The sequence below is a fragment of the Franzmannia pantelleriensis genome (genome assembly GCF_900102875.1).
Classification (GTDB): Bacteria; Pseudomonadota; Gammaproteobacteria; order Pseudomonadales; family Halomonadaceae; genus Franzmannia; species Franzmannia pantelleriensis.
Window position 1 is genome coordinate 14,943 of the sequence record NZ_FNGH01000002.1, and the last position, 21,766, is coordinate 36,708.

Here is a 21,766-nt window from a genome sequence, read left to right on the forward strand (position 1 = left end):
AATGAGGCTCGTACTACGTTATTTCTTCCGCACCCTGCGACTGCTGCTGGCCCCGGTGATGCTGATTGCCGAGAAACTCAGCACCCCGCAGGCCGTCGAACGCAGCGATGAGGAGCAAGCCGAGGTGGATCGCGCCTGCGAATCCCTGGCGCTCTATCAGTTCCGCACCTGCCCGTTCTGCATCAAGGTGCGCAAGGAGATCGCCCGGCTTGGGCTCAAGATCGAGATTCGCGACGCCCAGCTCGACCCCGACCATCGCCAGGCGTTGCAGGAGGGCGGCGGTAAGGTCAAGGTGCCGTGCCTGCATATCACCCACGAGGATGGCAGCGTCGAGTGGCTCTACGAGTCGGACGCCATCAACGCCTACCTGCACAAGCGCTTCGGGGCAGCTTGAGCAAGTGGGGTAGAAAGATCGCTATACTGAACAGTGACTAACCGCGAGGTGGAAACTGCCATGGGAATAGAACTGCCGCTCGCATCCATGACCACCGCCGAGAAGCTCGAAGCGCTCGATGCCCTGTGGAATGACTTGTCGCGCGCACCCGACGTGATTGAGTCGCCGGCATGGCATGGTGAGGTGCTGGCCGAACGTGGGCAGGCGACAGACGAGCGCTTCGTCGATTGGGAAGAGGTCAAGCAGCAGGTGCGCGAGCGCCTGCGGTGAAGCTTCGCTTACTCGACTCGGCGGTTGATGATCTGCTTGAGGCTACCGCGTTCTATGACGCACAAGTCGCTGGTTTGGGTGACTACTTCATCGACAATCTATCTGCCGATATTGATTCGCTGAGACACCACGCCGGTATTCATCAGCGAGTCTTCGGTTTCCACCGCTTGCTCGCCAAGCGCTTCCCGTTCGCTATCTACTACTCAGTCAACGCCGACGAAGTGCGTGTTTACGCCATTCTTGACTGTCGACGAGCGCCTGAGTGGATTCGTCAACGCTTGTCCTGAGCTTCCCGGCGTTGGCGCCATATGGGTGGATTTTCTACTAAAGATATCGTGAATGTTGCCGATGATAGGGAGGTCACGCCCAACCCATTCGGGTATTGGCGTCGATCTCCCTTGATTGGGCCAAGTGTCATTGGCACAGCCAGGGCAGCGTCGACACCGATACCTATTGCTTAGGGCGACCTGGGGCAGTACGAGGATCGAGTGTTGTTTGCCATCCAAACGAGCCGCGGCGCTATAGGGGCGTTTGCGTTGTTGCTGCTGGCCGGGCTTGCCGCTGACATCAAGGCACAGGAATTGGCCCCCGATGACGAGCTGCTACGCCAGCGCGAGCGTGATCGGGCCCTGCAGGAGCGCCTGGAGACGCGGCCGGATGTCCGGCTGTCGGTGCCTCAGGAAACGGTGGGGCGGTTTCCTGATCAGGAATCGCCATGTTTTATCATCGATGCGCTGGCGTGGCAGGGAGAGGCGCTCCAGCGCTTTGGATGGCTCGATGCCGCGGTAGTCAATAGCGATGGGCAGGATTCGCCCATTGGGCGCTGCCTGGGGACCCAGGGTATCAACCTGGTGCTGGAGCGCGCCCAGAACGCGTTGGTGGAGCGTGGCTACGTGACCAGCCGGGTTCTCGTCGAGCCCCAGGACCTTAGTGATGGGACCCTCACCATTACGCTCTTGCCCGGGCGTATTGCGAGTCTCCGTGTGGCGGATGCCGAGCGTTCGCACGCTTCGCTGCGCAATGCCGTGCCGGCCGGTTCTGGCGATATCCTCAACCTGCGCGATATCGAGCAGGCGCTGGAGAACTTCCAGCGTGTGCCCTCGGCGGATGTCGATATTCAGATCGCGCCGGGTGAGACGCCCAATCACAGCGATCTGGTTGTCGATTACCACCAGGGGCGGCCGTTACGTCCCGCCTGGTCGGTCGACGACAGTGGTAGCGACGCCACGGGGCGCTACCAGAGCGGTGTGACGGTGGCCTACGACAATCTGCTGGGCATCAATGACCTGTTCTATGTTCACCTGGGCAAGGACCTGGGCGGTGGCGATGCTGGCTCGAATGGCAATCGCAGCCGCACCGTGCACTACTCCGTACCCTGGGGGTACTGGAGCCTGGGCGCGACATACAGTGACTACGACTACCACCAGACCGTTGCCGGTGCCTTCGAGGATATCGTCTATGAAGGCTCGAGTCGCAATACCAAGGTCAATCTCTCCCGTGTCATCCATCGCGATGCCTCGCGCAAGACCACTGCCTCGCTCGGTGGCTTCCAGAATCGCTCGCGTACCCACATCGATGGCCAGGAGGTGCTGGTGCAGCGCCGCCAGGTAGGCGGCTGGGAAGCCGGAATCGAGCATCGAGAGTTCCTGGGGCCTGCCACGCTAGATTCGACGCTTTTCTACCAGCGAGGAACCGGTGCCTTCGGCTCGTTGCCGGCACCGGGAGAAGCCTTCGGTGAAGGTACGTCACGCTTTCAGATCGTCACCGCCGATGCCGAGCTCAAGGTGCCGTTCACGGTGGGCGAGCAGCCACTGCGTTACCTTGGCCAATGGCGCTGGCAACGCAATCTCACCCCCCTGGCGCCGTTGGAGCGCTTCTCCATCGGCGGTCGCTATACCGTGCGCGGCTTTAACGACACTGGACTGTCTGCCGATCGCGGCTGGTTGGTCCGCAATGAACTCGAGATCCCGCTGGGCGGTAGCGGCCAAGCGCTATACGCCGGACTCGACTATGGCCGGGTCGGTGGCCCGAGCAGCGAATGGCTGCTCGGCAAGGAGCTAGGGGGAGTGGCGCTCGGCCTGCGAGGCAACCTGTTGCACTTCGTCAACTACGACGTCTTCGTTGCCGCGCCGGTCATCCAGCCGGATGGGTTTCGCAGCGACAGCCATGACCTTGGCTTCAGTGTGCATATCGCGTTTTGAGCGCGGCGCTAAAGTTTAATATTGAACGGTCGATATGCAAATAGGGATCGTTTGCATGTGAGGGAAAGGGAATGAACCGACACTGCTATCGCCTAATCTTCAACAAGGTCAAGGGGCGCTGGGTGGTCGCGTCCGAGGCCGCCAGCTCGGAAGGCCGAGATGGTGTAGCGACACCACGTTGCCACATTCCGCCAGCGCCGGTCATACGCTGCTCGATCCTGGGGTACTTCAGACCACTGACCTGGAGCGTCATGCTGGCGCTCGGCTTGGTGGCAGTGCCGGTACATGCCCAGATCGCTCCCGACCGCAGCGCCCCAGGTAGCCAACGCCCCCATGTCGTGAATAGTGCCAATGGCACCCCTCAGGTCAATATCACCTCCCCCAATGCCAAGGGCGTGTCACGCAACGCCTATCGCCAGTTCGACGTGGATGGCAAGGGTGCGATCCTCAACAACGCCCGCAACGCAGCGCCGACCCAGATCGGTGGCTGGGTCCAGGGCAACCCCAATCTCGCCAACGGCGAGGCCCGGGTCATCGTCAACGAAGTCAACTCCTCGAACCCGAGCCGGCTGCATGGTGCCGTAGAGGTCGCCGGCAGGCGCGCCGAGGTGGTCATTGCCAACCCAGCCGGTATCGATGTCAACGGGGCCGGCTTCATCAACGCCCAGGGTATTACCCTGACCACCGGCCAGCCGCAATATCGCAACGGCGCGCTGGAGGGTTACCGCGTCGAGGGCGGCTCAGTCAGGATTCACGGCAACGGCTTCGACGCAGGCGATGCCGACTATGCTGCCATTCTTGCCCGTGCCGCCGAGGTTCAGGCCGGGGTATGGGCAGAGGAACTCGAGATCGTCACCGGTGCCAATCGCATCAGCGCCGACCGCCAAGCGATCGATACTATCGATGGCCAGGGGGCGGCACCGGAGGTCGCCATCGATGTGGCCCACCTCGGCGGCATGTACGCCGGCAAGATCCATCTCATGGCCACCGAGCGGGGTGTCGGTGTCCATCATGCCGGTGACATGGCCGCCAATGAGATCGTGGTCGCCGCGGATGGACGCATTACCAATCGTGGGCAGATCGCCTCTCAGGGCGATATGCAGCTAGCCAGCCGCGACGCTATCGCCAACCACGGCTCGTTGCGTGCCGGTGACACACTCGTCGTGACCAGTGACGGCGAGCTGGCCAATCGCGACAGTGGCACGATCACCGCGGGGAACGACATCCAGCTATCGGCGGCTACCCTGAGCAGCGACAGCGACTCACTGCTCGCCGCCGGCGTGCGCGATGATGGGACGTGGAACGCCACTGGCGACCTCACGATGTCGGCGACCCAGGGCATCGACGGCAGCGGGCGGCATATCGCTGCCGGTGGGGTCTATGCCGAGGCGGAGACCGTGGCACTGCGTGACACTCATACCCAGGCCCGCGAGATCGATATCGTGGCGGGCCAAGCGGGTATCGATGCCAGCGGCGCGACCCTCTCCGCTCAAGAGGCGCTCAACACGAGAACTCCCGGCACGTTGCGCACCGATGGCGCCAGTGTCGCCGCCGCCAGGCTCACTCTCGATGTGGGCAGCCTATCCAATATCGGCGGCGACATCGTACAGCATGGCGAGAACTCGCTGGCGTTACGGCTGGACGCTCTCGATAACACTTCAGGGCGAGTGGCCAGCAAAAGCGGGCTCGATATTGCGGCCCAGACCATCGATAACACCGACGGCACCCTGCAGGCGCTGGACGATCTCACCCTCAACGCCGGCCGCCTCAACAACCGCGATGGCGATATCGTCGCCGGCGCAAGCCTGGCCGTTGAGGCCAGCGGTGATATCGACAATACCCAGGGGCAGTGGCGAGCAGAGCGTATCGATATTGCCGGCAGCGGGCTGGACAATACCGCCGGCTTGATCAGTGCCCATGGCGGCGACTTGTATGCGCAGCTTGATGAGCTCAATAACACCCAGGGCCGCCTGGAAACTGCCGGCGATCTGCGCCTCGATATCGCCGATACACTGACCAACGAAACGGGCGAAATTATCCATGCCGGCCAAGGCGAGGCCAACATTGATGCCTCGCGGGTGGAGGGCAGCGATGGCCTGATCGCCAGCCAAGGGCGTCTTGCCTTGCGTGGCGAGGATATCGTCCTGGATGGCGCCGCAACCAGCGCCGACTCCATCGCCCTGAACGCCGAGAGCCTTAGCCACCGCCAGGGCGAGATGCAGCAGTTCGGCGATGCCGATGACCTGATGCTTAGCATCGGCCAGGCGCTGGACAACACCGAAGGGCTGATCGCCAGCAACGCCGGGCTGAATATCACTGCCCAGAACCTGACCAATACCGCTGGCATCCTGCAGGCAGTGGACGATCTCACCCTCAACGCCGGCCGCCTCAACAACCGCGATGGCGATATCGTCGCCGGCGCTGACCTGGCCGTCGAGGCTAGCGGGGATATCGACAACACCCAGGGGCAGTGGCGAGCCCAACGTATCGATATTGCCGCTAGCGGGCTGGACAACACCGCTGGCCTGATCAGCGCCCATGGCGGCGATTTGTATGCGCAGCTTGATGAGCTCGATAACACCCAGGGCCGCCTGGAAACCGCCGGCGATCTGCGCCTCGATATCGCTGGCACACTGACCAACGCAGACGGCGAGATCGTGCATGCCGGTGACGGCATGGCGCAGATCGACGCCACCCATATCGCCGGCAGTGATGGCCTGATCGCCAGCCAGGGCGAGCTGTCCCTTGTAGCTCAAGATATCGTGCTCGACGGTGCGACGACCAGCGCCGAGTCCATCGCCCTGCACGCCGAGAACCTTAGCCACCGCCAGGGCGAGATGCAGCAGTTCGGCGATGCCGATGACCTGACACTGAACATCGGCCAATCGCTGGACAACACCGAAGGGCTGATCGCCGGTAACGCCGGGCTGGATATCACTGCCCAGAACCTGACCAATACCGCCGGCACCCTGCAGGCAGTGGACGATATTCGCATCAACGCCGGCCGCCTCAACAACCGCGATGGCGATATCGTCGCCGGCGGTGCCCTGGCCGTTGAAGCCAGCGGCGATATCGACAATACCCAGGGGCAGTGGCGGGCCGAGCGTATCGACGTTGCCGCCAGTGGGCTGGACAACACCGCTGGCCTGATCAGCGCCAATGGCGGCGCGCTTAATGCCCAGGTGGCGGAGCTCGATAACACTCAGGGCCGCCTGGAGGCATCGGACGATCTGACCCTCGATATCGCCGGTACTCTGACTAACGAAGCGGGCGAGATTATCCATGCCGGCCAGGGCGAGGCCCAGATCGACGCCACCCATATCGCCGGCAACGATGGCTTGATTGTCAGCCAGGGCGATCTAACGCTGGATGCCAGAGATATTGTTCTGGATGGTGCGACGACCAGCGCCGAGTCCATCGCCCTGCACGCCGAGAACCTTAGCCACCGCCAGGGCGAGATGCAGCAGTTCGGCGATGCCGATGACCTGACGCTTAGCATCGGCCAGGCGCTGGACAACACCGAAGGGCGGATCGCCAGCAATGCCGGGCTCGATATCACTGCCGGCGACATCGACAACCGGGACGGCACACTGCAAGCCATTGAGGGGCTGCGGCTGGATACCGGCGGCATCAACAATCGTCGCGGCGAACTCGTCACCGGCGGCCAACTCAGCGTTGCCGCTTCCGGCAGCGTCGACAACCGCGGCGGTGACCTGATCGGCGAGCAAGGTATCGCGCTGCGCGCGGCATCGCTGGACAATCGCTCGGGAATGCTCGGTGCACTGCAAGGCCAACTGACGGTTGAGGCTGGGGCACTCGACAATACCCAGGGCCGGGTGGAAACCGCTGGCGGCCTGACGCTCGATATTGCCGGCACCTTGACCAACCAAGATGGCGAGATTGTGCATGCCGGGGACGGCGAGGCACGGATCGACGCCACGCGTATAGACGGTAGCGATGGCTTGATGGTCAGCCAGGGCGAATTGACGCTGACGGCCGATAGCATCGACCTCGATGGCGCCGTTACCAGTGCCAAGCAAATTGCCGTTCAGGCCGGGCGACTCAGTCACCAGCGGGGTGAGATGTCGCAGCATGGCGATGATGGCGAGCTACTGTTGGCGATTCGCGAAGAGCTGGATAACCTCGAGGGATGGATCGTTAGCCACGCCGATCTTTCCGCCGATGTCGGTGATCTCGTCAATCGCTCGGGTATGCTGCAGGCGGCAGGTAACCTGAGCCTGGACAGCGATGAACTGGACAATCGGCAAGGTGAGGTCCTCGCTGGCGGGAGCTTGGCGCTGGACGCCGACGGGCGACTCGACAACAGCGGAGGCCGCGTCCTGGCTTCTCGCGACGCCACGCTTGCGGCTGCCTCTCTCGTCAACGTCGATGGCCTGATCGCGTCCCTCGAGGGCGATCTCGCCCTGAACATCGACGGGGCCATCAATAACCGTCGGGGCCGTATTGAAGCAGGCGGTGAGCTAACCTCGCTCAGTCGTGCCCTCGACAATCACGACGGAGAGATCGTTGCTACCCGGACAGACCTCGATACTCAAGCGCGCAGCCTGGACAACCGTAGTGGTCTGATTGCCGCTCGGGAGTCGCTCGAGCTAGCCAGCGGCGAGTTCAACAACGCCGGCGGCACGCTGCAAGCGGGTGGCGATCTATCCCTCGACACCTACGACAAGGCGCTGCTCAATACGCAGGCTGGCACGATCCTGGGCGAAGGCGACGTGTCGCTGACGGTGGGGGGGCTCGACAACACGGCGGGCCTGATCGGTGCCGGCACGAGGCTCGACCTCCAGGCCAGCTCCGTGACCAATCGCAACGGCGGCGCACTACTTAGCGAAGCCGATATGCAACTCGCGGCTGCTAGCCTCGACAACCGGGGTGGCCAACTCCAGACCCTGGATGACGCGAGCCTCGACATCGGCGGCACCCTGAGTAATCAGGGCGGCTTGATTCGCGCCGGGAAGACGCTGGAGGTAAGCGCGAGCCAGGTAAGCAATCGCCAGACCCAGGGCGACGATCAAGGCATCGAGGCGCGCGCGATTCAGCTGGAGGCCGGTGAGCTCGACAACCGCCAAGGCACCATTCGCGCCGACCGACTGGCCGACATTCAGGTGGATGCAGGCGTGAACAACCGCGATGGCCTGATCTCCTCGCTCGATACGCTGGCCATACGCGCTAATGACATCGATAACCGTGATGGCACCCTGATCGCAGATCGATCCCTCGATCTGACGACGGCAAAGCTGACCGGCGATGGCCGCGTCCTGTCGCTGGGCGACCTGGCACTGCGGCTGGCCAGCGATTTCACCCTCGCCGAGGGCGGCGAACTGATGGCGGCGGGCGATCTCCATCTTGCGACCTCGGGTACGATCGACAACCAAGGAAAGTTGAGGGCTGGTGAAACCCTCGACATCGATGCCGCACGACTGATCAATGCCGCCAGTGGCGAGCTCTCCGGCACCACTACCCATATCGATGCCGGGCACCTGACCAATCGCGGCCTGATCGACGGGGTAGTGACCCTTATCGCCGCCGATGTGCTCGAAAATCTCGGTAGCGGGCGTATCTACGGCGATCGGCTGGGAATCGAGGCAGGTACTCTTAACAACGATAATGAAGACGGACAGGCCGCCGTGATCGCCGCCCGCGAGCGACTGGACCTCGGCGTGGGTAACCTGACGAATCGCGATGACGCGCTTATCTTCAGCGCTGGCGATATGGCCATCGGCGGCTCGTTGAACGCCAGCGGCCGGGCCAGGGGGCAGGCCGGGCGGGTGCGCAACGCCAGCGCGACCATCGAGGCGCTTGGCAATCTAAGCCTGTCTACTGCACGGCTAGACAACACCAATGAGCATTTCAAAACCGAACTCGTCCAGGTGTCTGATTTGTCACGACGACGCTATATCCAACCCTCTGGGTGGGACGAGAAATTGCCCGAAAGCGAATTTGCCCGTTTGGGGCAGGTTAATCTTCGAATGAATGACTATGTTGAAGGGGGATACCGTTATCGGGAACCGGATGACCCTTGGATGGGGCAGACGATCACTCGCTGGACGGAATACAATACCGAACGCACTGAATACGAAAGCCAAGTAGTGCACTCTCAGCCAGGTCAGATTCTTGCCGGTGGCGATATACACCTGAGTGGTGGAAAACTGGTCAATGACAAGAGCCAGATCTTGGCCGGTGGTGCACTTGGAGGCGATCTCGAGCAACTAGAGAACCTCGAAGCGCAAGGCGTGCGCTATGTTGATGAGAGTGGTTTCATGCGAAGCAGTGCTCCTTCGGGTAGTGGAATTTGCCAAGGTGAGCACGGTTGTGGCGGGCGCTTATACTCACGTACATGGAGCGACTGGCAGGCCTACTCCTACTCTGGAGAGGTTGGCACCTTTGCTCTACCTATCGCAGCAGTTGGTGGTAACCGTACTGTCAATGGCAGTGGTGCCCAGCCAGCCGCTCATAGTGCCGCGTCCCTCAATGCCTCTGCTCAGGGCGCAAATGGCGCTCAGGTGAGTCTCCAGACCAACAGGTCTGGTGCTAGCGTGATCGAAGTGCCCGCCTTGCGTCCGCCCGCGGCTAACGCCGAAAGCAGCCTGGCGCTTGGTGACTGGATAGCGAGCGTGCGGGGGGACCTCGAAGGGCTGGCCGCCATGCCGGCAGATATTCAGAGGCTGGTGGCGAGCCATCACTCTCTCGACGAGGGTGATGTAGAGAGGCTGACGGCGCTTTTCAACGACATGGTGGGGGGATCCACGGCGAGTGCTACGGATGCTGAGCCACTCGGCGTGATCCGCAGCGTGATGCCCACTATCAACCTGCCGGCCAACAGCCTCTTTCAGGTCAATCCCGCGCCTACGGCTCACTATCTGGTCGAGACCGACCCTCGCTTCACCAACCAGCGTGAGTGGCTCGGATCGGACTATATGCTCAATGCGCTGAAGAGTGATCCGAGCACGACCCATAAGCGCCTGGGCGATGGCTTTTACGAGCAGCGCGTGGTCAACGAGCAGATCATGCAGTTGACCGGGCAGCGCTACCTGGCAGGCCATGGCAACGATGACGATCAGTATCGGGCACTGATGAATGCTGGCATTACCTTCGCCGAGCAGCATGGCTTGCGTCCCGGCGTGGCTTTGACTGCCGAGCAGATGGCCCAGCTCACCAGCGATATTGTCTGGCTGGTCGAGCAAACCGTGACACTCGACGATGGCAGTACGGTCGAGGTGCTGGTGCCCCAGGTCTATGTCCGGGTTCGCGAGGGTGACCTGCAAGGTGATGGCACCTTGATTGCCGGGAACTCCCTGGCGCTGGATGTAGCGGACGACATCCGTAATACGGGCACCCTCGCCGGCCGTGAGCTCGTCTCGCTGACGGCGGAGAACATCGCCAACCTGGGTGGCCGCATCGGTGGTAATCGGGTCGGCCTCGACGCACGCAACGATCTCGACAATATCGGTGGCCAGATAACCGCCGGCGACTCACTGGCGCTACAGGCTGGGCGCGATTTGACGCTGGCCAGCACCTCGGAGCGCCTGGCCGGGCTCTACGTCACGGAGGCTGGTGGCCGCTTGAGCGCCACCGCCGGCCGTGACCTGAGCGTCGTCGGTGCCGACCTCGACAGCGCCGGCGATCTTCGGCTCGGCGCCGGTCGTGACCTGGATATCACCAGCACCTTGGTCAGCGAACAGGTCAACCGCGGTTATCGTCTCAGCAGCACCGAGATTGAGCGTGCAGCGACCCTGTCGGCAGGTAACGACCTGATGCTCGACGCCGGGCGTGATCTCACCCTCACGGCGGTCGACGTCAGCGCCCAGGGCAGCGGCCTGCTCAGTGCCGGTCGCGACCTGAGCCTCGAGACATTGACGACGCAAGAGAGCCTACGCTCATGGCGCAACACGACCCGGGAAAGTGAAGAGATCGGCACCCAACTGGAGATCGGCGGCAGCCTTGCGCTCCTCGCCGGGCAGGACATCACTGCGCGTGCCGCCCAGCTCAATGCCGGCGACGATCTGACCCTCTCCGCCGGGCGCGATATCAGCCTTGAAGCCGGGCGCTCCCAGCAGTACGAAGAGACGCGCCGGGGGCGCACCCACACCATCGACAGCCAGACCCGGGTGCAATCCACCACCCTCGAGGCCGGTGGCGACCTGAACCTACAAGCCGGCAACGATCTACGCCTCACCGCCAGCCAGCTGCAGGCCGGTGGCAGCGCAGCCCTGATGGCCGGTAACCGGATCGACCTGCTGACTGCCCAGGAGGAGGACTACTCCCTCTACGAGTACCGCCGCAGCGGCCTATTCAGCAGCCGCCACCAGCGCGACGAAGTCCGCGATATCCGTGAAGTGGGCACCCAGATCAGCGCAGGCGACGATATCGCCCTCGTCAGCGGCGGCGACCAGTCCTACCGCGGCGTAAGGCTGGACGCCGGCCAGGACCTGGCGCTACTCAGCGGCGGCAATATCACCTTCGATATGGCCAGCGACCTGCGCCAGGAATCCCACGAGCGCAGCAAGAGCAACTTCGTGCGCCAATCCGCCAGCGGCGACGGCACGACCAAGGAGACGCTGCGCCAGAACGAGTTGCGCTATCAGGGCGAACTGGCCATTCAGGCCGCCCAGGGCATCAGCATCGAGGTGGAGGCCATCAACGCCCAAGCGGTGCGCCAGACCGTCGACGCCATGGCTGAGGCCAACCCCGACCTCGCCTGGCTGCAGGAGATGGAGCAGCGCGGCGATATCGACTGGCAACAGGTCAAGGCCATCCACGACAGCTGGAGCTACTCCCAGTCCGGCCTCGGGCCGGGGGCGGCACTGGCCGTGAGCATTGTGGCGGCCGCCTGGGCCGGCCCGGCGGCCTCCGGCTTGCTGGGGCTGGCCGAAGGTGGTGTGGCTGCCGGCATGGTCAGCGCCGGCGCCGGCTCCCTGGCTGGTACCGGCGCGGTCAGCCTAGCCAACCATGGCGGCGACCTCGGCGCGGCCCTTGGCGACACCTTCTCCAGCGACAGCCTGCGCGGTGCCGCCACCGCCGCCTTGACGGCCGGTGCCACCCGTGGCATGACCGACCGCGTCTGGGGAACGCAGACCAATTCTACTACCGGCGCCACCACCAACCTTAACCTCAGCTTCGGCAACGGTAGCGACATCGCCCGCTTCGCCGGGCAGCGCGCCACCCAGGCCGCCATCGATGCCGGCATCCGCACCGCCATCGCCGGAGGTAGCTTCGGCGATCATCTCGGCGATAGCCTCGAGAACGCCGTGGCACATGTGGTCAGCGGCGTGCTGTTCAATGCCGTGGGCGACCTTGCCAACGAGCAACTGTGGCAAGAAGGCGCCCCGCAGAAGATCGCCCTGCACGCCCTGATCGGCGGCAGCGTCAGCGAAGCCATGGGCGGCGACTTCGCTACCGGCGCGCTGGCGGCGGGGGCCAGTGAAGCCCTCGTTAATGAGCTCATGAGTGATGCCAGCCGAGCCGAATTCAGCAATGCAGCCGCCCAGATCGTCGGTATCGTCGCAGCGGAGCTGGCGGGCGGTGATGTGAACGACGGTGCCTTTATCGCCGGGCAGGTGGAGTCCTACAATCGGCAGTTACACCCGCGTGAACGTGATCTGCTTGCTGAGCAGGCCGCGCTAATGGAGACCGAACTCGGTGCGCCTCAGCTCGGTGATGTCTCGTGGGAAGAACTCCTGATCTTGGCATCCGGCTCGTTGTTGGACCAGGAAACCACCCAGCGCTTCAACGAATTGTTGACCCAGTTGAATAACGGGAGCAGTCCCTTTGAGCAGCGTTTCCTCGCCGATCTACAAACCGCCTATACAGCAGCTCTTGGCCTGGCGGCGGTACATCAGGATCAACCGCTGACATGGCAGGACGGGAGCCCCATCACCGCCTTCGGTGACGCCACCTACCCCTTCCACGCCACGCCCGAGCAATTCCAGGATGCCGGCTTGTTCAATATAGTCTCGCCGGGGGCTCGAGGACTCGGCATCTTCGGCGGCGCCACGCCATACGGCTACGGCCAAGCCGTACAGCACCAAGAGGAGATTTTCTCTTTTGGTCACGACTTGCCCTCGCTGGATGCGTTACATGAACAGGTGCAATGGGGAGTAGCGGGTGGTGGCGCCACGCCATTTACCGGTGATATTCAACTGCTCTTGGGTGCCGGCGGGGTCGGTAGCGGCGCACGTCTTGGCCTGCAAACGATCGGCAACTTCACGATGCGCGATGCTGCTATCGACGGAGGTGCGGGAGTCGCCTTCGATCTCATCGGACAGGCACTTGGAGGAGGCGATTTCCGAATGGGGCAAACGATTTCCGCAGGCGTTAACTCGGCAATCTTTGGAGCGATCCCTGGACGTGCTGGTGGAGTTGGAAGCCATGCGGCAGCGGGGTCTTTGGGAAGCATGTCTCATACAGCGACGACGAATAGTATTTACGATGAAAACCATTCGATAATATCTAGTGGGATCGTTGGTTCTATTGGAGGCGGTGCTGGCTCGGCAGCTGGCACACAAGCTCAGCGTTTTTTGCAAGATATACCGAGAAGCATCGATATCCCGCACTTCCTAACTCCGCATTCTTCAACTGTTCCGTATACGCAACCAGTGCCATCTTTCCAAGCTCCTATTCCAACCTCAGAGGCTATAGGAAGGAGTGTTCAAATAGGCGTTGGCCATGCTCCATCTTTGTTTAGCATTACAGGATTTAGAGAGAGTGGTGACAGTGAAAATGAATAAGTGGGAGTGGTCTTCATATTTTAAAAGGCAGGCCAAGTTCTTAATGACCTGTTTGATAGGGGGGCTGTTTTTTTGGAACAGTGTGACTGTGTTGGAATGGGCATATGAGTTGTTCGATGCTGAGTTAAGAGGATATGGGGAAGGAACCCAAAGATGGCACCGTATATGGGCAGTCGGATTCTTCTTGTTTTTTGTTTTAGGGTGCGCTGTCGATACATTCAATACTTTATACTATCGAAAGCACCCTGATCGCTATCCTCCGGCACGCAGGAGAAAGGAGTGAGGGGGCAGTCTCGGTGCATTAACTGCTCAAGTACCCGACACCGTTACCGTGCTGGTGACCCTGGTCTACGCGCCGCCCAGTTAAATGTCGGCGACGACCTGGCTCTCTCCGCCGGCCGCGGTATCAGCCTGCAAGCCTGCAAGCCGGCAACGATCTACGCCTCACCGCCAGCCAGTTGCAGGCGGGTGGCAGCGCAGCCCTGATGGCCGGTAACCGGATCGACCTGCTGACTGCCCAGGAGGAGGACTACTCCCTCTACGAGTACCGCCGCAGTGGCGGACTGCTTCGTAGTGGCCGCCACCAGCGCGATGAAGTCCGCGATATCCGCGAAGTCGGCACCCAGATCAGTGCAGGCGACGATATCGCCCTCGTCAGCGGCGGCGACCAGTCCTACCGCGGCGCACGGCTGGACGCCGGCCAGGACCTGGCCCTGCTCAGCGGCGGCAATATCGCCTTCGATATGGCCAGCGACCTGCGCCAGGAATCCCACGAGCGCAGCAAGAGCAACTTCGTGCGGCAATCGGCCAGCGGCGAAGGCACGACCAGGGAGACACTGCGCCAGAACGAAGTTGCGCTACCAGGGCGAACTGGCCATCCAGGCCGCCCAGGGCATCAGCATCGAGGTGGAGGGTATCAACGCCCAATCGGTGCGCCAGACCGTCGACGCCATGGCCGCGGCCAACCCCGACCTCGCCTGGCTGCAGGAGATGGAGCAGCGCGGCGATATCGACTGGCGCCACGTCGAAGCCATTCACGACAGCTGGAGCTACTCCCAGTCCGGCCTCGGGCCGGGCGCGGCCCTCGCCGTGAGCATTGTCGCCGCCGCCTGGGCCGGCCCCGCGGCCTCCGGCTTGCTAGGGCTGGCCGAAGGTGGTGTGGCTGCCGGCATGGTCAGCGCCGGCTCACTGGCCGGGACCGGCGCAGTCAGCCTTGTAAATAACCGCGGCGGCCTCGGTGCTACCTTCAGCGACACCTTCGCTATGGTAACGTAGTTCACCATAACGGACGGAGTCTTCTATGCGTATCTTGTTCACCGGCGGTAGCGGGAAAGCTGGCCGTCATGCTACGGCATATCTTCGCGACCAAGGTCATCGAGTCACCAATCTGGATTGGGTGGCGTCCGACGTGCCCGGTATCACTACCTTGAAAACCGACCTGACCGATGCGGGCCAGGTGTTTAATGCCTGCCAGGCTTACGCTGGGTTCGACGAGCTGGAGCCGGGCACCGGCGTGCCGCGTTACGATGCCATTGTTCACTTTGCGGCTATTCCGGCCATTCTGCATCGGCCGGATAACGAGACCTACCGTATCAATACGCTGAGTACCTACAACGTGCTGGATGCCGCCACCAAGCTGGGCATTCCCAAAGTTATTTTTGCCTCCAGCGAGACCACCTACGGCGTTTGCTTCGCTGATGGTGAGAAACAACCGGACTACCTGCCTGTCGATGAAGAGCATCCCACCGTACCTCAGGATAGCTATGCCATGAGCAAGGTGGTGAATGAGGTGACCGCACGCTCATTCCAGGCGCGTTCGGGGATGGATATCTACGGCCTGCGCATCAACAATGTGATCGAACCTCACGAGTACCGCCAGAATTTTCCCGCCTATATTGATGACCCCGCCCTGCGCCGCCGTAACATCTTTGCCTATATCGACGCCCGCGACCTGGGTCAGATGGTCGACTGCTGTCTGAAGACAGAGGGCTTGGGCTACCAGGTGTTCAACGTCGCCAACGACGACTTGTCGGTGGGCCTGACTAACGCTCAGGTGATCGAACGCTTCTACTCAGGAGTACCGATCAAGCGCAAAATGGGCGAGTTTGAGACCCTCTACAGCAACCAGAAAGCGCGGCGTCTGGTTGGTTTCGCACCTCGCTACTCCTGGCGAGAGGAGTTGGATCAATAGGTCAGTGTTATTGATCCAGTAGCCGCTGCTTGTTGATGACTCACTTCCACCCTCACCCAGACGACATCGGCGAGGGCTTGCCGATATTCTCCGGCCCGAAGGAGTCGGGCAGCAGTTTGTCCATGCTGTAGGACTTGAGGTGCCGGCCGTTGGCGTCGAGGACGTCGATGCGGGTGTCGGGGCCGGCGAATTCGCGGATGCGCTGGCGGCAGTCGCCGCATGGCGTGCACAGGTGTTCGCCGGGGCCCATGACGTAGACCTTGTGAATCTGCTGGCGGCCGCTGCCAACCATGGCGGCGATGGCCGAGGCCTCGGCACACAGCCCCTTGTAGTTGGCGATCTCGACGTTGCAGCCGAGAAATTGGTTGCCGTCGGCGCTCTCCACCAGCGCGGCGACGGGGTGCTGGGAGTAGGGCACATAGGCGTGCCCCTGGATCTCCCGCAGGCGCTCGACGATATCCCGAGATACCTCGCTCATGGCGTTCCCCCCGCTGAGTGGCGTGCGGCGTCGTCGCGCAGTACCGCCTCGAGGGCGATCTCCATCATCTCGTCGAAGGTGTTCTGGCGCTCGGCGCTGGACAGCGAATCGGCGTTGACGATGTGGTCCGACACCGTGCACACCGTTGCTGCCCTGGCACCGAACTCGGCGGCCACGCCGTAGAGGCCGGCGGCTTCCATCTCGACGCCGACGATGCCGTAGCGGCGCATCAGCTCGACCATCTCGGTCTGGGGGTTGTAGAACAGGTCGGCGGAGAAGATGTTGCCGACCTTGACCGGCACGCCCTTGGCAGCGGCGGCGTCGACCGCGTGCCGGGTCAGCTCGAAGTCGGCGATGGCGGCGAAGTCGTGGTCGTTGAAGCGCATCCGGTTGACCTTGGAGTCGGTGCAGGCGCCGATGCCGATCACCACGTCGCGTACCTTGACGTCGTCGCGCACCGCGCCGCAGGAGCCGACCCGAATCAGCGTCTTGACGTCGTAGTCGGTGATCAGCTCCTTGGCGTAGATCGAGACCGAGGGGATGCCCATGCCGTGGCCCATCACCGAGATCTCGCGGCCCTTGTAGCGGCCGGTGTAGCCGTACATGTTGCGCACGCGGTTCACCTGGCGCACGTCGTCGAGGAACGTCTCGGCGATGTACTGGGCGCGCAGCGGGTCGCCGGGCATCAGCACGGTGTCGGCGAAGTCGCCGCGTTCGGCGTCGATATGCGGAGTGGCCATCACGAGGCTCCTTTGATGGGGGCAGAGAGAAAGCTTTCGCCGTCGGCCATGGGCGCCAGGCCGAAGTGGCTGGCCAGGCTCTGGCCGATATCGGCGAAGCTGTGGCGCTCGCCCAGCGGGCCCGGTGCCAGGCCGGCGCCGCGGGCCAGTACCGGCACGTACTCGCGGGTGTGGTCGGTGCCGCGCCAGGTGGGGTCGCAGCCGTGGTCGGCGGTGAGGATCAGCAGGTCGTCGGCGTCGAGGCGTGCCAGCAGCTCGGGCAGGCGGGCGTCGAAGTGTTCGAGTGCTGCGGCGTAGCCGGCCACGTCGCGGCGGTGGCCGTAGACCATGTCGAAGTCGACGAAGTTGGTCATGATCAGTACCCGCTCGCCCGGCGCGCGGGTGGCACTGCGCGCCACCTCGGCCAGGGTGGCGTCCATCAGCGCGTCGTGGCCGCTGGCCTTGATCGACCGGCTGATGCCGCAGTGGGCGTAGATATCGGCGATCTTGCCCACCGAGACCACCTCGCCGCCGGCGTCATGCAGCCGCTGCAGCACGGTGGGTGAGGGCGGCTCGACGCTGTAGTCGCGGCGGTTGGCGGTACGCTGGAAGCTCGCCGCGTCGTCGCCGGCGAAGGGCCGCGCAATCACCCGGCCGATATTGTAGGGCTCGAGCAGCTCGCGGGCGATCTCGCACAGCCGGTAGAGCCGCTCGAGGCCGAAGTGCTGCTCATGGGCGGCGATCTGGAATACCGAGTCCGCCGAGGTGTAGACGATGGGCTTGCCGCTGGCGACGTGCTCCTCGCCGAGCCGGGCGATGATCTCGGTGCCCGAGGCGTGGCAGTCGCCGAGTACGCCAGGCAGCTCGGCCTCATCGATCAGCGCTTCGAGCAGCTCGCGGGGAAAGCTGTGTTGCTCATCCTCGAAGTAGCCCCACTCGAAGCGCACCGGCACGCCGGCGATCTCCCAGTGTCCGGAGGGGGTGTCCTTGCCCGACGAGATCTCCCGGGCGTGGCCGTAGGCGCCTTCTATTCGCTCAGGCAGCGTGACGCCCGCCGCCAGGCTGCCGCTGCTGTCGCGGTGGGCGTGGAACAGCCCCAGGCGCGCCAGGTTGGGCAGTGCGAGCGGGCCCGCGCGCTGCGCGGTGTCGGCCTCGCCGCGGGCGCAGGCGGCGGCAATATGGCCCAGGGTGTCGGCGCCGGCGTCGCCGAAGGCGGCGGCGTCCGGGGCGGCGCCGATGCCGAAGGAGTCGAGCACCAGGACGATGGCACGGGTCATGAAGCCTCCCGACGAATGGCGTCGTGAATCAGGGTGGGCGGCGTCGCGGCGGTGTCTCCGAGGATGATGGCGGCGCGCAACTGGTTGGCGGCGCGCTCGGCGCTGGCCGCGTCGCGGGCGTGAATCACCGCCAGCGGGCGTTCGGCGTCGACGCGCTCGCCGATGGCGGCGATCTCACTCAGGCCGACGCGGTGGTCGATGGCGGCACCCGCCTGCAGGCGGCCGCCGCCGAGCTCGACCACCGCCATGCCCAGCGCGCGGGTGTCGAGGCGCTGGACGATGCCCGGCGCCTCGGCGTGCACGGCACGTTGTAGCGGGGCCGCGGCGAGGTAATGATCGGGACGTTCGAGCAGGTCGGCGGGGCCGCCGAGGCCGGCGACCATGCGCGCGAAGCGCTCGGCGGCGGCGCCCGAGGTCAGCGCCCGCTCGAGTTGGTGCTCGGCGTCGCGGCGATCTGTGGCCAGCCGGCCCTGCAGCAGCATCTCCACGGCCAGGGCGCGGGTCACTTCGAGCAGCCGGCTATCGCCGGCATCGCCGCGCAACAGGCGCAGCGTCTCGCGGATTTCCACGGCGTTGCCGGCGCAGGGCGCCAGCGGCTGGCTCATATCGGTGACCAGCGCGGTAGTAGGCGTGCCGGCCTGGCTGGCGACCTCGGCGATGCGTGTGGCCAGCTCAAGCGACGCCTCATGGGTGGGCATGAAGGCGCCGCTGCCGCTCTTGACGTCCATCACCAGGGCATCGAGGCCGCAGGCCAGCTTCTTGCCGAGGATCGAGGCGACGATCAGCGGCATCGACTCCACCGTGGCGGTGACGTCGCGCACCGCGTAGAGGCGCTTGTCGGCGGGGGCCAGGTCGGCGGTCTGGCCGATGATCGCTACCCCGACCTCCTTGACCAGGCGCCGGAAGCGCGCCTGATCGGGGGCGATGTCGTAGCCGGGGATCGCCTCGAGCTTGTCGAGGGTGCCACCGGTGTGACCAAGGCCGCGGCCCGAGATCATCGGTACATGGCCGCCGCAGGCGGCGACCCATGGGCCCAGCACCAACGACACCAGGTCACCGACGCCGCCGGTAGAGTGCTTGTCGAGCACCGGGCCGGGCAGGTCGAGGTCGTCCCAGGCGAGCACCTGGCCGGAGTCGCGGGTGGCCTCGGTCAGCGCTACCGTCTCGGCGTCGTCCATGCCGTTGAGGTAGGCGGCCATGGCGAAGGCACCGATCTGGGCATCGCCGATCTGGCCGCTGGCGATGGCCTGGATGAACTCACGCAGCGCCGCGGCCGGCAGTGCCTGGCCGTCACGCTTGGCGCGTATCAGCTCCTGGGGCAGCATCAGTAGCCTCCTGGGGTATCCGACCCTGGTGCCTCGACAGTTTTTTCGACACCCAGGGTCTCGAGCAGGTTGCCGAGCAGGCTCGAGGCGCCGAAGCGGAAGTGCGCCGGGCTCACCCAGTCGGCGCCCATGATGCGCTCGGCCAGCGCCAGGTAGGCGGCGGCGTCTTGCGTGCTGCGCACCCCGCCGGCGGCCTTGAAGCCGACATTGGCGCCGCTGCGCTCGATCGCCTCGAGCAGCAGCTCGGCGGACTCGAGGGTGGCATTGACCGGCACCTTGCCGGTGGAGGTCTTGAGGAAGTCGGCACCGCCGGCGATGGCCAGCTCGCAGGCCTGGCGGATCAACGACGGCGAGGCCAGCTCGCCGGTCTCGAGGATCACCTTGAGGGTCGCCTCGCCGCAGGCGGCCTTGCAGGCAGCGACCAGGTCGCGACCGACCGTCTGCTGGCCTGCCATCAGCGCGCGATAGGGGAACACCACGTCGACCTCGTCGGCCCCGGTGGCGACCGCCTCGCGGGTCTCGCGCACGGCGCGGGCGATGTCGTCGCTGCCATCGGGGAAGTTGGTGACGGTGGCGATCCTGACCCGCTGGCGCAGGCCGCGCTCGCTGAGGCCGCGATGGGCGGCGGCGATGAAGGCCGGGTAGACGCACAGCGCAGCAGGGGGGCCCACCGGGGTGTCGGCCTGGGCGCATAGCGCGGCAATGCTCGCCTCGCTGTCGTCATCATTGAGGCTGGTCAGGTCCATGAGGGCCAGTGCCCGGCGGGCGTCGGCCTGAAGGGGGGTATCGGTCATGGCAGTGTCCATAGCGTCATGAGGTGGCGTGCTGCGGCGCTGCGGCGACGTGGCCGCAGCGCTCGATGGGTGGTCCTAGCCTAGCGCACCCAGCGCCAGGAAGAACCCGGCGATGGACGCCGACATCAGGTTGGAGAGGGTGCCGGCGAGCACCGCCTTGAGGCCGAAGCGGGCGATGTCGTGGCGGCGGCTCGGCGCGATGCTGCCGAGGCCACCGAGCAGGATAGCGATCGACGACAGGTTGGCGAAGCCGCACAGCGCGAACGACAGAATCGCCATGGTATGGGCGCTCATCACCTGGCCGGTGGCGGCCACCACCTGCTCGCCGTCGAGATAGGGCGCCAGGTTGATATAGGCGACGAATTCATTGACCACCAGCTTCTGGCCGATGAAGGAGCCGGCCAGGGTCGCCTCCTCCCAGGGTACGCCGAGCAGGAAGGCCAGCGGCGCGAACAGCCAGCCGAGGATCAGTTCGAGGCTCAATTCGGCCATGCCGAACCAGCCGCCGACGCCTCCCAGCATGCCGTTGATCAGCGCGATCAGGCCGATGAAGGCGAGTAGCATGGCGCCGACATTGGCGGCCAGCTTGAGACCCGAGGTGGCGCCGGCAGCGGCGGCATCGATCACGTTGCTGGGACGATCCTCATCTTGCTGCTGCTCCTCCTCGACCTTGGAGACGCTATCTTCGGGCTCCTGGGTCTCGGGCATGATCAGCTTGGCGAACAGCAGCCCGCCGGGGGCGGCCATGAACGAGGCTGCCACCAGGTACTCCATGGGAATCCCCAGCGCCGCGTAGCCGGCCAGCACCGAGCCGGCCACCGAGGCCAGGCCGCCGCACATCACCGCGAACAACTGCGAAGGGGTCATGCGGGCGATGAAGGGGCGCACCACCAGCGGCGCCTCGGTCTGGCCGACGAAGATATTGGCGGTCGCCGACAGCGACTCTGTGCGCGAGGTGCCCAGCGCCTTCTGCAGCGCGCCCCCCAGGATGCGGATTACCCACTGCATGATGCCGATGTAGTAGAGCACGGCGATCAGCGACGAGAAGAAGATGATCACCGGCAGCACCTTGATGGCGAACACGAAGCCGACGGTGTCGGTATCCGCCAGGCCGCCGAAAAGGAAGTCGATGCCGTCGTTGGCGTAGGTCACCACCTGGCTGACGGCGTCGGAAATCGTGTAGAGAACGGCCTGGCCGAATGGCACATAGAGCACGAAGGCACCGATGCCGGCCTGGATGGCGAAGGCGCCACCCACGGTACGCAAGCGGATGGCGCGGCGGTCGGAAGAGAACGCAAGGGCGATCAGGATGAGAGTGATCATCCCAACCAAGCTCATAAGGAGTGTCATAGGAGATCCTTCGAGTCGGGCT

Annotated in this window: 13 protein-coding genes; 7 read left to right on the forward strand and 6 right to left on the reverse strand. The window is 64.2% G+C overall.

Features of this window, described 5'->3' with window-relative positions; genetic code table 11:
• Window position 1 precedes the first annotated feature (1 nt).
• From BLT16_RS02160 to BLT16_RS02190, 7 genes are all read left to right on the forward strand, one after another.
• Entirely contained in the window at window positions 2-394 is a 393-nt protein-coding gene (locus BLT16_RS02160) for a glutaredoxin family protein (protein ID WP_089656887.1), read from the forward strand.
• Window positions 395-454: 60 nt separating this feature from the next.
• Window positions 455-664 carry an addiction module protein gene (locus BLT16_RS02165; RefSeq protein ID WP_089656888.1) on the forward strand — a complete coding sequence of 70 codons (210 nt, stop codon included), beginning with the start codon at window positions 455-457 and terminating at the stop codon, window positions 662-664.
• Window positions 661-951 carry a type II toxin-antitoxin system RelE/ParE family toxin gene (locus BLT16_RS02170; RefSeq protein ID WP_089656889.1) on the forward strand — a complete coding sequence of 97 codons (291 nt, stop codon included), beginning with the start codon at window positions 661-663 and terminating at the stop codon, window positions 949-951. Before BLT16_RS02165 ends, BLT16_RS02170 begins: the two co-directional genes overlap by 4 nt.
• A gap of 204 nt (window positions 952-1,155) precedes the next feature.
• Window positions 1,156-2,865 (forward strand): ShlB/FhaC/HecB family hemolysin secretion/activation protein, encoded by a 1,710-nt coding sequence (locus BLT16_RS02175; protein WP_218124392.1) that lies wholly within the window; start codon window positions 1,156-1,158, stop codon window positions 2,863-2,865.
• Window positions 2,866-2,936: 71 nt separating this feature from the next.
• Window positions 2,937-13,610 carry a two-partner secretion domain-containing protein gene (locus tag BLT16_RS02180; RefSeq protein WP_089656891.1) on the forward strand — a complete coding sequence of 3,558 codons (10,674 nt, stop codon included), beginning with the start codon at window positions 2,937-2,939 and terminating at the stop codon, window positions 13,608-13,610.
• 644 nt (window positions 13,611-14,254) lie between these two features.
• Window positions 14,255-14,833, forward strand: a complete 579-nt coding sequence (locus BLT16_RS21205) for a hypothetical protein (RefSeq protein WP_422717915.1) — start codon at window positions 14,255-14,257, stop codon at window positions 14,831-14,833.
• Between the two features lie 77 nt (window positions 14,834-14,910).
• The gene (locus BLT16_RS02190) at window positions 14,911-15,801 is read left to right on the forward strand and encodes an NAD-dependent epimerase/dehydratase family protein (RefSeq protein WP_089656893.1); all 891 of its coding nucleotides are present in this window, start codon (window positions 14,911-14,913) and stop codon (window positions 15,799-15,801) included.
• A gap of 52 nt (window positions 15,802-15,853) precedes the next feature.
• On the opposite strand, the gene cdd is transcribed toward BLT16_RS02190, so the two are convergent.
• The 6 genes from cdd to BLT16_RS02220 form a co-directional block, all read right to left on the reverse strand.
• A complete protein-coding gene (gene cdd / locus BLT16_RS02195; protein WP_089656894.1) occupies window positions 15,854-16,279 on the reverse strand; it encodes a cytidine deaminase in 426 nt (141 codons plus the stop codon).
• Window positions 16,276-17,019 carry a purine-nucleoside phosphorylase gene (gene deoD, locus BLT16_RS02200; RefSeq protein ID WP_089656895.1) on the reverse strand — a complete coding sequence of 248 codons (744 nt, stop codon included), beginning with the start codon at window positions 17,017-17,019 and terminating at the stop codon, window positions 16,276-16,278. Before deoD ends, cdd begins: the two co-directional genes overlap by 4 nt.
• Window positions 17,019-18,275, reverse strand: a complete 1,257-nt coding sequence (locus BLT16_RS02205; RefSeq protein ID WP_089656896.1) for a phosphopentomutase — start codon at window positions 18,273-18,275, stop codon at window positions 17,019-17,021. Before BLT16_RS02205 ends, deoD begins: the two co-directional genes overlap by 1 nt.
• Window positions 18,272-19,600 carry a thymidine phosphorylase gene (gene deoA / locus BLT16_RS02210; protein WP_089656897.1) on the reverse strand — a complete coding sequence of 443 codons (1,329 nt, stop codon included), beginning with the start codon at window positions 19,598-19,600 and terminating at the stop codon, window positions 18,272-18,274. Before deoA ends, BLT16_RS02205 begins: the two co-directional genes overlap by 4 nt.
• On the reverse strand, window positions 19,600-20,394 hold the full coding sequence (gene deoC / locus BLT16_RS02215; RefSeq protein WP_089656898.1) for a deoxyribose-phosphate aldolase: 795 nt from the start codon (window positions 20,392-20,394) through the stop codon (window positions 19,600-19,602). The genes deoA and deoC overlap by 1 nt, the downstream gene beginning before the upstream one ends.
• 75 nt (window positions 20,395-20,469) lie before the next feature.
• Window positions 20,470-21,744 (reverse strand): NupC/NupG family nucleoside CNT transporter, encoded by a 1,275-nt coding sequence (locus BLT16_RS02220; RefSeq protein WP_089656899.1) that lies wholly within the window; start codon window positions 21,742-21,744, stop codon window positions 20,470-20,472.
• Between the last annotated feature and the right edge of the window lie 22 nt (window positions 21,745-21,766).

Coding starts and splice junctions, on each gene's coding strand:
- BLT16_RS02160 (WP_089656887.1), top strand. CDS start 2: ATGAGGCTCGTACTACGTTATTTCTTCCGCACCCTGCGACTGCTGCTG.
- BLT16_RS02165 (WP_089656888.1), top strand. CDS start 455: ATGGGAATAGAACTGCCGCTCGCATCCATGACCACCGCCGAGAAGCTC.
- BLT16_RS02180 (WP_089656891.1), top strand. CDS start 2,937: ATGAACCGACACTGCTATCGCCTAATCTTCAACAAGGTCAAGGGGCGC.
- BLT16_RS02190 (WP_089656893.1), top strand. CDS start 14,911: ATGCGTATCTTGTTCACCGGCGGTAGCGGGAAAGCTGGCCGTCATGCT.
- cdd (WP_089656894.1), bottom strand. CDS start 16,279: ATGAGCGAGGTATCTCGGGATATCGTCGAGCGCCTGCGGGAGATCCAG.
- deoD (WP_089656895.1), bottom strand. CDS start 17,019: ATGGCCACTCCGCATATCGACGCCGAACGCGGCGACTTCGCCGACACC.
- BLT16_RS02205 (WP_089656896.1), bottom strand. CDS start 18,275: ATGACCCGTGCCATCGTCCTGGTGCTCGACTCCTTCGGCATCGGCGCC.
- deoA (WP_089656897.1), bottom strand. CDS start 19,600: ATGCTGCCCCAGGAGCTGATACGCGCCAAGCGTGACGGCCAGGCACTG.
- deoC (WP_089656898.1), bottom strand. CDS start 20,394: ATGACCGATACCCCCCTTCAGGCCGACGCCCGCCGGGCACTGGCCCTC.
- BLT16_RS02220 (WP_089656899.1), bottom strand. CDS start 21,744: ATGACACTCCTTATGAGCTTGGTTGGGATGATCACTCTCATCCTGATC.